The 11,406-nt window shown below is 38.4% G+C and carries 12 protein-coding genes and 1 tRNA gene; 6 read left to right on the forward strand and 7 right to left on the reverse strand.

Going from position 1 to position 11,406, the window contains the following annotated elements; all coding sequences use genetic code 11:
- Window positions 1–71: 71 nt before the first annotated feature.
- Window positions 72–1,295, reverse strand: a complete 1,224-nt coding sequence (gene mnmA, locus ACFIMX_RS03320; protein WP_375694025.1) for a tRNA 2-thiouridine(34) synthase MnmA — start codon at window positions 1,293–1,295, stop codon at window positions 72–74.
- Window positions 1,296–1,684: 389 nt separating this feature from the next.
- Between mnmA and ACFIMX_RS03325 the strand changes: the two genes are divergently transcribed.
- Complete coding sequence (locus tag ACFIMX_RS03325) at window positions 1,685–1,975, forward strand: DUF1153 domain-containing protein (protein ID WP_375618190.1); 291 nt, start codon at window positions 1,685–1,687, stop codon at window positions 1,973–1,975.
- 124 nt (window positions 1,976–2,099) lie between these two features.
- Here the strand turns inward: ACFIMX_RS03325 and ACFIMX_RS03330 are convergent, their stop codons facing one another.
- The gene (locus ACFIMX_RS03330; RefSeq protein ID WP_375606932.1) at window positions 2,100–2,486 is read right to left on the reverse strand and encodes a flagellar export protein FliJ; all 387 of its coding nucleotides are present in this window, start codon (window positions 2,484–2,486) and stop codon (window positions 2,100–2,102) included.
- 565 nt (window positions 2,487–3,051) lie between these two features.
- Here ACFIMX_RS03330 and ctrA point away from each other — a divergent pair.
- Window positions 3,052–3,753 (forward strand): response regulator transcription factor CtrA, encoded by a 702-nt coding sequence (ctrA, locus tag ACFIMX_RS03335; RefSeq protein ID WP_273790819.1) that lies wholly within the window; start codon window positions 3,052–3,054, stop codon window positions 3,751–3,753.
- A gap of 224 nt (window positions 3,754–3,977) precedes the next feature.
- Here the strand turns inward: ctrA and chpT are convergent, their stop codons facing one another.
- On the reverse strand, window positions 3,978–4,616 hold the full coding sequence (chpT, locus tag ACFIMX_RS03340) for a histidine phosphotransferase ChpT (RefSeq protein WP_375618189.1): 639 nt from the start codon (window positions 4,614–4,616) through the stop codon (window positions 3,978–3,980).
- 214 nt (window positions 4,617–4,830) lie between these two features.
- Here chpT and ACFIMX_RS03345 point away from each other — a divergent pair, with 214 nt between their 5' ends.
- Genes ACFIMX_RS03345 through ACFIMX_RS03355 form a run of 3 tightly spaced genes read left to right on the forward strand, consistent with a single transcriptional unit; the run spans window position 4,831 to window position 6,097 of the window.
- Entirely contained in the window at window positions 4,831–5,427 is a 597-nt protein-coding gene (locus ACFIMX_RS03345) for a DUF1134 domain-containing protein (RefSeq protein WP_375618188.1), read from the forward strand.
- Between the two features lie 27 nt (window positions 5,428–5,454).
- Entirely contained in the window at window positions 5,455–5,841 is a 387-nt protein-coding gene (locus ACFIMX_RS03350; protein WP_375618187.1) for a hypothetical protein, read from the forward strand.
- On the forward strand, window positions 5,831–6,097 hold the full coding sequence (locus ACFIMX_RS03355; protein WP_375618186.1) for a hypothetical protein: 267 nt from the start codon (window positions 5,831–5,833) through the stop codon (window positions 6,095–6,097). The genes ACFIMX_RS03350 and ACFIMX_RS03355 overlap by 11 nt, the downstream gene beginning before the upstream one ends.
- Before the next feature lie 324 nt (window positions 6,098–6,421).
- Here the strand turns inward: ACFIMX_RS03355 and ACFIMX_RS03360 are convergent, their stop codons facing one another.
- The gene (locus ACFIMX_RS03360; RefSeq protein ID WP_375618185.1) at window positions 6,422–7,540 is read right to left on the reverse strand and encodes a DegT/DnrJ/EryC1/StrS family aminotransferase; all 1,119 of its coding nucleotides are present in this window, start codon (window positions 7,538–7,540) and stop codon (window positions 6,422–6,424) included.
- 49 nt (window positions 7,541–7,589) lie between these two features.
- A complete protein-coding gene (locus ACFIMX_RS03365; RefSeq protein ID WP_375618255.1) occupies window positions 7,590–8,546 on the reverse strand; it encodes a Gfo/Idh/MocA family protein in 957 nt (318 codons plus the stop codon).
- 164 nt (window positions 8,547–8,710) lie between these two features.
- Between ACFIMX_RS03365 and ACFIMX_RS03370 the strand changes: the two genes are divergently transcribed.
- Window positions 8,711–8,787, forward strand: a tRNA-Met gene (locus ACFIMX_RS03370).
- A 187-nt stretch (window positions 8,788–8,974) separates the two neighbouring features.
- On the opposite strand, the gene ACFIMX_RS03375 is transcribed toward ACFIMX_RS03370, so the two are convergent.
- Together ACFIMX_RS03375 and ACFIMX_RS03380 are read right to left on the reverse strand one after the other, a co-directional pair.
- Window positions 8,975–10,438: a replicative DNA helicase gene (locus tag ACFIMX_RS03375; protein WP_375694026.1), complete on the reverse strand. Its 1,464-nt coding sequence runs from the start codon at window positions 10,436–10,438 to the stop codon at window positions 8,975–8,977.
- On the reverse strand, window positions 10,395–11,406 hold a 1,012-nt coding region (locus ACFIMX_RS03380; RefSeq protein ID WP_375694027.1), incomplete at its 5' end, for a phage late control D family protein. The genes ACFIMX_RS03375 and ACFIMX_RS03380, both read right to left, overlap by 44 nt.

The raw sequence follows: 11,406 nt of genomic DNA on the forward strand, positions 1-11,406 counted from the left end.
GAGAAAATCTTCCGGAAGTCTCTCATTCAAGTTTAAGGTTAAAAGATATCATTAAATCAATTTACTATGCTTTATAAAGCTGTTGTTTTTAGTTCTGAGAAAACAGAATCTTTTGTTTCGAAATTGCATAAAACGCGCTTCAACATCATTTCAGTATCGGCTGCACGTTCTGAATGTGTTACAAATCCTCCCCCAAGAATACGCGCCTCATGACCATTTCCATCATAAAGAACGCAAGCTTGCCCTGGTGCCACACCATTTTCACATTCCAATAAATCAACGGAAAAAATACCTTCTTTATAATGTAAACGCGCAAGGTGAGGAGGACGCGTTGAACGCACCTTTACAGCCACCTCAATACCTTGAGAAGGAAAATTATCTAACGACTCATCACCAAGCCAATTCACATCACGTAAAAAAAGCTTATGCGTTTCTAACATTTCACGCGGTCCAACAATAACACGTGCATTTTCCACATCGAGATAAACCACATAAAGCGCTTCACCCGTTGACACCCCAATACCACGACGTTGACCAACCGTATAATTAACAATTCCCGAATGTTTACCTAAAATCTTTCCATCAATATGGACAATAACGCCAGGATTAGCTGCTTCTGGACGCAGTTTTGCGATAACATCTGAATATTTTCCTTGTGGAACAAAGCAAATATCCTGACTATCATGCTTATTGGCAACCACAAAGCCCATTTCTGCTGCCATTTCACGAACGCGGGCTTTTGGAAGGTCACCAAGTGGAAAACGCAAATAATCAATCTGTTCTTGTGTCGTTGCAAAGAGAAAATAACTCTGATCACGATCATTATCGAGAGGACGAAAGAGTGCTCGATGCGCTCCGTGGGAACGCGAACGAATATAATGTCCCGTAGCCAAAGCATCTGCCCCCAATTCGCGTGCCGTTGCTAATAAATCAGCAAACTTAACCGTTTGATTACATGCAATACATGGTACTGGGGTCTCTCCATGAGCATAACTTTCTGCAAAAGGATCAATAACAGCTTCACGAAAGCGCTTTTCATAATCAAGAACATAATGCGGTATTCCTAGTGTTTCTGCAACGCAGCGTGCATCCTCAATATCTTGTCCTGCACAACACGCCCCCACCCGATGCGTTGCTTCCCCATGATCATAAAGCTGCAACGTAATGCCAATAACATTATACCCTTCCTTTTTCAAAAGACCTGCAACAACCGATGAATCAACCCCCCCCGACATTGCAACAACAATGCGAAAATCCTCAGGTTGCCCTGGTAAATCAAGACTGTTTAAAAACATGTATTCATTCTCTATTTAATGCTCTGTTTAATGGCTACCTATATGTTGACATTCTGATGCACGCTCTTTAGCACTTTTACATGATTGATTGTCTTTATATTATTTTTTTATCCTTTCCACAACCATAGGCATTACTTTCTTAAGAGCTGCTGCAAACAAAAAAAGAATGATGGAAATAAGGCATAATGGTAATCGTTTAGGAGAAATCCTTTTTTCTCTTTTGAAAAATCCAGTAAAATATTGCAAGAATCTCTTCTACACACTTCAACTTGAGCTTCTTTTTACATACCCAATCACTTTATTAATTTTTTCTTTCAGCGCTTTTAGCTCTTTTTTAAATTTCATGCTCTATAAACGAATCAAGTCCTTGACTAAAGTAGAGGATACGAATGAGCAACTTGATAAAAACACAAATGAAATATGTTATTGGGCCAGATGGAAGTCCGCTTACAATTGCCGACCTACCGCCACAAACAACACGGCGCTGGGTGATTCGTCGCAAAGCTGAAGTTGTTGCGGCTGTCAGAGGTGGATTGTTAAGTCTTGACGAAGCGTGCCACCGTTATACTTTGACTGTAGAAGAATTTCTTTCATGGCAAAGTTTAATCGATGAACACGGTTTAGCGGGATTACGAACGACCAAGATTCAACACTACAGGCATGAAGTTGCCATTGATTAATAACATAAAGCAATCTATAAAACAGCCAAACTTGATAAAAGTTTGGCTGTTTTATACTATATCCAAAAGATAAACCTGAAAGAATGGATTTTTCAATAATTTCTTTTATCATCCAGCCATTAAATTAGCCAACCATTGAATTAGATTGAATCAAAATATCCTTATCATCCGCAGCAATCTTCTTTTCTCGTGCTTCCAAAAGCTGTGCACGTTGCAGCTCTGTATTAGCTTCATGGAGAGCAATTTCAGCATTTGTTTTTTGAAGTTCTAAATCACGAATTGAATTGATCAGATTATCACGTCTTTGCCGCGCTGCACGCGCAAAAGCAGAATAAGCAAAATGGTGAACATCATTGTTTCCAGATTTACGTTCTTCATGAGTAATCTGTGCTTCCAACTCTAACACCATTCGTTCAAATTCTGCGATCATCATCTCAAGCTGTGCAATTTCACGGCGCTTTCCACGCACTTGAAACATCCTCAATCGCACCATATTTTCTCGTGGCTTCATACTCACTACTCCTTGATTGCGCCAACTCAAAACTCGCATTCACACCCAATAAATATCTTTTAGTTATATATCTATCCGACAAAAACAGTCTATTAACTTGAAATTATAATAATTTTTGCCTTTCATTAAAGCATCTGAAAATACAATCTGCTTTAATAGAACAATAACTATTTCTTTAATTTTTCCCCCATTATAAACTGAAGAGATTTAAAGCTCAGTAAATAAACACTGAAATTGTAAAAAAGTAATTTATAAAGCTCTTTTACAAATTTTTTTTAAGTTAAAGTTTATAGAAAAAGCTCTCCCTTTTTATTATGTTAAAAAATATAGGATTTTTCTAAAATAATTTTGTAGCCTCTTTCAAAAATAAAAATATTTTGTTAACCACTATCATGGATAGTGGGGAATTTAGTAGTGATTGTTACGCGTACTACTGAAATGTTCATAAACGCTTTGTTATAAGTGTTTGATTTAATGAATTGTTTTTATAACAGTGGTTTTGCCAACTGATATAAAATAGAAATGCTCCTTATGATTCGTGAAGGAGCAAAGTGAGGGATCTAAAATGCGCGTATTATTAATTGAAGATGATAGAGCAGTTACTCAAAGCATTGAGCTGATGTTAAAGTCGGCTAACTTTAATGTTTATATCACTGATCTGGGTGAAGAAGGTATCGATTTAGGAAAACTCTATGATTATGATATCATTTTGCTTGATCTGAATTTGCCTGACATGTCAGGGTACGATGTCTTGCGGACTCTAAGGTTGGCAAAAATAAAAACTCCTGTCTTAATCCTTTCTGGTATGAATGCCATTGAAGACAAGGTTCGTGGTTTTGGCTTTGGGGCAGACGACTATATGACGAAGCCTTTTCATAAGGATGAGCTCATTGCACGTATCCATGCAGTTGTTCGTCGTTCAAAAGGACATGCACAATCGGTTATTGTTACCGGAGATCTCACCGTTAACCTTGACACAAAAACTGTCGAAGTTGCAGGGCGCCCTGTTCATTTAACCGGTAAAGAATACCAAATGTTAGAGCTTCTCTCTTTACGCAAAGGCACCACCCTTACCAAGGAAATGTTTCTCAATCATCTCTATGGTGGAATGGATGAACCAGAACTAAAGATTATCGATGTTTTTATCTGTAAATTGCGGAAAAAATTGGAAGCAGTCTCTTCCAGTGTAAATTACATTGATACAGTTTGGGGACGTGGTTATGTATTACGTGATCCAGTTGAAGAGAACGTACGAAAAACCGCTTAAACAGTGAACATGCACATTGTAAAATCTCGGAGTGTAGCGGGCCGAGATTTTTTCCCCGAGATCTTTTCTCTATTAAAAGTAGAGAACTCGCACACTAAAAATCTCATATAGAAAGCGCTTAAAGCTTAAGAAGTAACCACACCCAATTTACACATATAACCTTATCGCTCATAAGTTCAATCGAAGCCACTTTTCCCAACACAGCTTAAGCGCTTCTCTCTTATTCAAAGCTTTTTTACACTTTCTAAAACAATACAACCATCACTTTCATCAATATTTATTTTCATCTCTGTCATCTGAGCAAGTAACATTGTGTAATAAAATTGGATGACATGTGCATCAATAAGCTCTTCTTGAACTTCTCCATGAAATAACGCAAGAAAATGAGGGGGGATACGGAGAGTTCTACCGAAAACCTCAAATCGAAAAGAACGTTTATTTTCTTCTTGCAAAATCATAACAACAATTTCACCACCACGAGAAACTGTTGCGTTTGCAATCAATAATAAATTAAGCAAAAGTTTAACTTCATCTTTTTCTAACAATAAAGAAGAAGCTTGCCATTTTAAAGTTGCTTTTTCTTCTTTCATATATTGTTGAGCAACCTGCTCTGCAGTCCGTGTATCTATTTGTCCTCCACTTGCACCAGCAAAACCAAAAGCCAATCGCGCAAATTGTAGACGTGCAGCAGCACTCGCAACGGATAAACGCACCAATTGTAAAGCATCTTCTTCAGCTCCTCCTTCATCATAAAGCTCCATTGCATTTTGAATAGCCCCCACAGGTGAAATCAAATCATGGCAAATACGACTACAAAGCAAAGCAGCAAGATCCATAGGCTTCAAAGAAATATCTAACGTCATAATGATTGAAAACTCCTAGATTCAAAAAAACAAACTTTATTTTAAAGAAAAACTCTTAACATCTGATGCATAATAGGAAACATTAACAATCATGTTAAAAAATTCAGAAATAAATTCAAGAATTTAAATAACCTTATAGCTTATTTTTTATTTGAATAGAATGAAAATTCTAATATTATCTTTTTGTTTATCACTAATAAAAGGAGAAAACTCCATGGCTCTCTCTCTGCTCAAATACTGGTACAAAAATATTATATCTTTAATCTTCCTTTTATTCATCACCATAAACACTACACAAGCTCGACTAAAACCAATAGAGCAAAACGAACCTCATTATTCACTCCAAGAAATTATTGATTCTGGTCATATTTTTTTTGGAAAAACAGCTAGTGGTCTGGCTGTTGCAATTCAAAATATTTTTTCAAAATACGGTTATCCCAATGCCTATATTTTAGGAGAAGAAGCTTCTGGTGCCTTTTTTGCTGGATTAACCTATGGCGAAGGAATGGTTTTTACCAAAAGCTATGGTCAACATAAAGTTTTTTGGCAAGGTCCCTCAGTAGGATGGGATTTTGGCGGCCAAGGCTCCCGTTTAATGATCTTAGTTTACAATCTTAATGGCATAAATAATTTATGGAGACGCTATGGTGGTATTTCAGGTTCGGCCTATTTAATTGCAGGTGTTGGTTTTCATGTCCTAAAATACCATAATACCTTGTTAATCCCAATACGTACAGGAGTCGGCGCACGCCTTGGTATCAATATAGGATATTTAAAATTAACACCTAGACCGACATGGAATCCGTTTTAAACGTATTCTTATTTGAAAAGGGATATTATGCTTATTCAATCATTTCTTTTTTTTATACTTGGAGTTGCTTTCACTTCCTGGTTACTGGTGCTTTTATCTCCTTTTATTTGGCGTAAAGCCGTTCATTTTGCGTATAAAGATGTTTGTGCGAAAATGCCATTATCACTCGCGGAAATAGAAGCAAATCACGATTTTCTTCGTGCACAACATGCTGTAGAATTAGCAAACAACCAACAAAAGTACGAATTTTTGCAAAAAAAATATGTCCAACAAAAAATACAACTGAGCCAAGTAACAGAACAGTTTTATCGGCTATGCCTCCCCACAAAAGATACTCTCACCAAAGAAGTGATAGCAATCAAACAAAATATCGCCACACTACACACTTCCAAAGGAAAGACAAATGATGCGTGAAAAAGTCGCACACTATCAGCAACGCTTACAAAAAATCCAAACTCATGAGCTGGACACGACCGCTAACCACCAATTGCTAGAAGAACTCCGAGAAGAAACAAAAGAACTTGCAGCAACATTAGCAGCTCAAATAGCGCTACAAGAGGGGAATACATCACCCATCAACACATTGATTCAAAAATCCAAAAGCAAAAATGACCTAGCATCACGTATTCACCAAAAAATAACTTTTCTCTCCAAAAGCCCCGTTAAATAAGTTATCTTTTAAAACACCTTAAATGAAGAGTAAAATCAACAAAGGTTCATTGTAACTTTCATAACCCAAATCCTTTTTATTAAACGTGACTTTTTTGCTAAGCTAAAGGACAAAGTTTTTTAGCCCATACCGTTCTGTTAAAAAATATCTTCTTGTCTAGAAGCTTCACTTTCTAATCATATCACCGCTCTAAAGGACAACATTTCATAGGTCCTAGAAAGGAAATAATACCAAAACATTGTCCACACACTCTAACAAAAAATACCTTCTAAGATGAATCACCAATAAAGCTTTGACCATAATTTTAAGGATAAAAACACGCTCTCAGGAGTGATAAAAATCTCTTATTTTTTTGATAATCATATCCTGATCCGTTTGTGTCAAGTAAGGATGCATTGGTAAACTTAAAACACACTCTCCTAAAGACTCTGAAACAGAAAGGGAATCTTTTACATAAGGGAAGTGTTTATAAGCTGGCTGTTGATGTAAAGGAGTTTTATAATAAATCATTGTAGGGATAGAATTTTTTTGTAAAAAATCTTTTAATTTATCCCGTTCTTTTACCTTAATCGTATATTGTGCATAAGCAGAACGAATATTTTCTCCTATTTCTGGAACTGTAACAATATCTCTTAAGCCATTGGAATAGCGTTGAGCAATTTCCACACGCTTTTCCATTTCATCTTCAAAAATCGCAAACTTTTCTAGTAAAATTGCAGCCTGAATGCTATCTAGACGCGAATTCATACCAATACGTACATTGTCATATTGCGTTTCACCTTTACCATGAAACAAAATAGAGCGTAAAAGTTCTGCAAAATGATCATCATTGGTCATCATAGCGCCTCCATCACCATAACATCCTAATGGTTTTGCAGGATAAAAACTTGTAGCAGCCACATCACCAAAAGCACCACACATAGTATTACCGCTTCTCCCCCCCATAGATTGAGCAGCATCTTCAATTATAAAAAGATTTTCCTTTGCAGCCACTTGAGCAATTTGCACATAGTCAGCAGAAAGCCCAAATAAATCAACGGCAATAATAGCTTTTGGCTTTAGACGTCCCTCTTTTTTTACCATTTCGATAGCGTGAGAAAGTTTTTCAACATCAATATTGAATGTATCAGGTAAAACATCAACAAAAACAGGTTTAGCCCCCACCAAAGCAACCACTTCAGCCGTTGCTGAAAATGTAAAACTAGGACAAAAAACAGCATCCCCTGGACCAATATTTTTAGCCATAAGAGGCATCTTCAAAGCATCTGTTCCATTAGCACATGCAATCACATGTTTAACGCCAAGATATTCTGCCAATTTCTCTTCAAATTCTGTCACTTTTGGCCCCAAAATATACTTACCACTAGCGACTACATGCGCAATTGCAAAATTAATTTTATCTTCAATACGCGCACGCTGCGCCCCAAGGTCGATGAATTGCATATTAACTCCATTGATCATCACAAGAATGCAAAAGCGCTACCTATCTCTTTTATCTATCATAATTGACATCAGCAGCTGTTAAAATCCGTAAAACCGCAATAGCATCATCACCATTTGTACGAGGTGATTGACGCGTTTCAATACAATGAAGGAAATGCCGTAATTCGCAAGTAAGCGGCAAATCTTCACAAACATCAATATAATTCAGCTCATCCATGCTAAAAGCCCACTCTTGATTTTCTTTCCAAACGGCAAAATAGTGCATTGCCAATTTACGACTCCACGGTTCCATATCATCAAAAACGAGTATAGCCTTTGTTCCAACAACAATTAAACGCCTCTCACGATAAGAACTCAAGCGTGAAGTAAAAAGATGACTACGCACGCCATTTGGAAAAATCATATGAATATGAGAAAAATCAGAAATCTGATCAACGACAGCAGCCCCCTCACCGCGAATTTCGGAAGGTTCACATCCTGTCAACGCCAAAATCATTGAGAGATCATGAGGGGCAAGATCCCATAAAGCATCACTGTGTGTGTGAAATTTTCCAAAGCCTAATCTATGAGAATAAATATATCGCACATCTCCCACATCTCCGTTTTTCACCAATTCACACATTTTTTCAAAAGCTGGATGAAAACGCAAAATATGGCCCACCATAAAAACTCGCTCATAGGCCTCAGCCTCCTGAACTTGGCGTTTAGCATCAGAAACATTCAAGGCTATTGGTTTTTCCACCAAAACATCTTTACCATTTTTAACAGCACGGAGCACATTTTGCGTATGCAATTGTGGCGGCAACGCTAATACCAGCGCATCAATATCTCGATGAGTAAAAAGATCATCTGGTGTAACAACCTTTACACCATACAGTGTTGCAAAACTAGCAGCACGATCATTATCAATATCAGAAACTGCTGCTAAAGCCCCGAGAGAGTGGAGTGTCCGTATATGATTTTCACCCCAATGACCGCATCCTAAAACCGCTACACGTGGCACCATTTTCATGCCTTACCTTACTTTATCATATGAAAATTACACTTTTACATATCGAGGATAAAATAGAATGACAAGAGAAAAGCTTAAAAACGATGCTTGACATCTTACTATTCTACCCCTTATATCCGCAAAAGATGTAATTATTGACAATTATGATTGCTTATTTTGGCGGAGTAGCTCAGTAGGTTAGAGCAGAGGAATCATAATCCTTGTGTCGGGGGTTCAAATCCCTCCTCCGCTACCATTACTTGTTTGTTGTGTGTATGTATGTATTGTAGCTTGTGTAGCTTGCCAGCGGGTTTTGTATATTTTGCCACTAGGTTTTGTACCAATTTATTTTTTCTCAAAGAGTTTTTAAGGGGTTCTCAAAGGATCTTCAAAGACCTTATCTAAAGGGTATTTAAAGCTCTCTTTAACGCATTTTTCTGCTCCTATTTTTCCAAATCACTAAAGCATGTAAAGTCGGGTTGAAAGGCAAGGGGAACGATTCCTGTCGGACCATGGCGTTGTTTTGCTATAATAACCTCGGCTTTACCCTTGGCTTGCTCCATTGCCTCTTGCCACTTGCTATACTCAGCAGTGCCTTCTTTTGGTTCTTCATTTTTGAGATAGTATTCTTCACGATAAACAAACAGAACAATGTCGGCATCTTGCTCGATTGAACCAGATTCACGTAAATCGGATAATTGTGGACGTTTATCGGTTCGGTTTTCAACTTGACGCGAAAGTTGAGAGAGAGCGATGATGGGAATATTGAGTTCTTTTGCAAGTGCTTTTAATCCGGTGGTAATGGCTGTAATTTCTTGAACGCGATTTTCTAATGAACGCTTTGAACCGCTTGTCATGAGTTGGATATAATCGATAATCAAAACATCTAAACCATGTTGTCGTTTAAGACGCCTTGCACGGGCGGATAATTGTGCAAGGGATACACCCCCCGTTTGATCAATATAAAGAGGGATTGTTTGTAAGGAACGCATTGCGTAAATGATGTTGGTAAATTGCTCTTCTGAGATATTACCACGACGCATATCAGAAGAAGAAACCTTTATTTGTTCTGAGATAATGCGAGTTGCAAGCTGTTCAGATGACATCTCAAGTGAGAAGAATCCTACTATACCCCCTTCATTTTCTTGTGTGTTGCCATCACGCTTGCAAGCATTGGCAATATTAAAAGCAATATTAGTCGCCAGAGAGGTTTTTCCCATCCCAGGGCGTCCAGCTATGATAATCAAATCAGATGGCTGTAGCCCTCCCATTTTCTCATCAAGGGTTTTGATATGGGTAGCTATCCCTGAGAGCTGTGAGGAACGCTTTTTCGCAGCGCTTGCCATGTTAAGTGCTTTTGCAATGGCTGTATCAAAGTTTTCAAACCCACCCCCATATTTGCCTTTTTCGGCGAGCTCAAATAACTGATTTTCAATCGTTTCAATTTGTTGAGTAGGCGTGAGCTCTACAGGAGCATCAAAAGCTGTATTGGCAACTTCATTGCCAAGATTAATCAAAGACCGGCGGATAAACAGATCATAAATGACGCGTCCATAATCCTCAGTGTTAATAATAGTAACTGCCTCTGTGGCTAAGCGAACAACATACTGGTATACAGTAATATCTCCAACTTTTTCTTCCATTTGGATATAGGGCTTGATTGTAATGGGGTTTGCAAGATGACCCTTTTGAATAATTTGTAAGACAATCTCAAAGATCTTTTGGTGTAGCGTTTCAAAAAAATGTTCTGCTTTGAGAAAGTCTGAAACGCGATCGAGTGCATTATTATTAATCAGGATTGCTCCAAGTAATGCCTGTTCCGCTTCAATATTATGGGGAAGTTGACGAAAAGAAGAAGCAAAATTATCTCTTGGATTTTCTGTTTTTAGCATGTTCAGTGTTCTCATTGCTTTCTTTTCCCTTGTTTGGTGCTTCAAGTGTGATTTCTGTTGTGTATCCGCTTTGTTTGTCATAGCGGTGGGTGACAGTAGCGGCTTTCCATGGCCCATTGATTTCGCCGCGAAACCCTTGCAATAAAAGAGGTTGATCCGCCATGATTTCAGGGCGTCCCTCAAGAGACAAAGAGCCACTGCCCACAGCACGGCAAAGCCGATCTGATTCTGATGCAGCGGCAGATAAAGCTTCTTCTTTACAAGGGTAACAATTGCGCAGACGACGCACAGCTCCGCTAAAACCTGTCTGATGCTTGATAGAGAACTGTTGCCCTTGTGAACGATCAAAATAGGTAGCTTCAATGGTGCCATATTGCGTGCGTGGCTCTAGGGTAAATTCCCAGCTCGAACAGTCAGATTTATGGATGTCGAGGGCTGGTAAATTGTCCCCACTTAAGAATAAAAACTTCTCATCTTTGATCAAAAAACGTGCCCGCATGCGATCGGCAAGGCGGGTTAAAAAATCAACAGCCGATTGATCTGTGCGAATCACATAAGGCAAAGTTTGTTTGCTAAACTGAGGGCTGACCTTGGCTTGATAGCCATGGCGTTTGGCGAGTGTCTCGACAATTTCACCAACAGTTTTGTGGTCAAAATGTTCACTTGTCTGTTCTTTGAGTTCTTTACGCATCGAGGCGCTTTTGCCACAAATGCGCAAAATCTCTCCATCACTACCCCCTGAGCTTACAACCGATTCGACAACAAAACGCCCCATAAAGGCACTGATGCTGTTCTCATAACCAAAGATCACCTGTAGCGCACTGTTACTTGAGGGAACCTCTAAATCATTGCCACTATCATCAAACTCTGCTTCAAATGTATCGGCTTCATTACCGGCATGATCCGTAATGGTTGCGGTTAAAAGACGCTGGTAAAAAACCTCATGAACAGGTTTATCTCCCACCTTGACCACAATAAAGGGG

The sequence above is a fragment of the Bartonella sp. AD24XZML genome (genome assembly GCF_042196485.1).
GTDB lineage: Bacteria > Pseudomonadota > Alphaproteobacteria > Rhizobiales > Rhizobiaceae > Bartonella.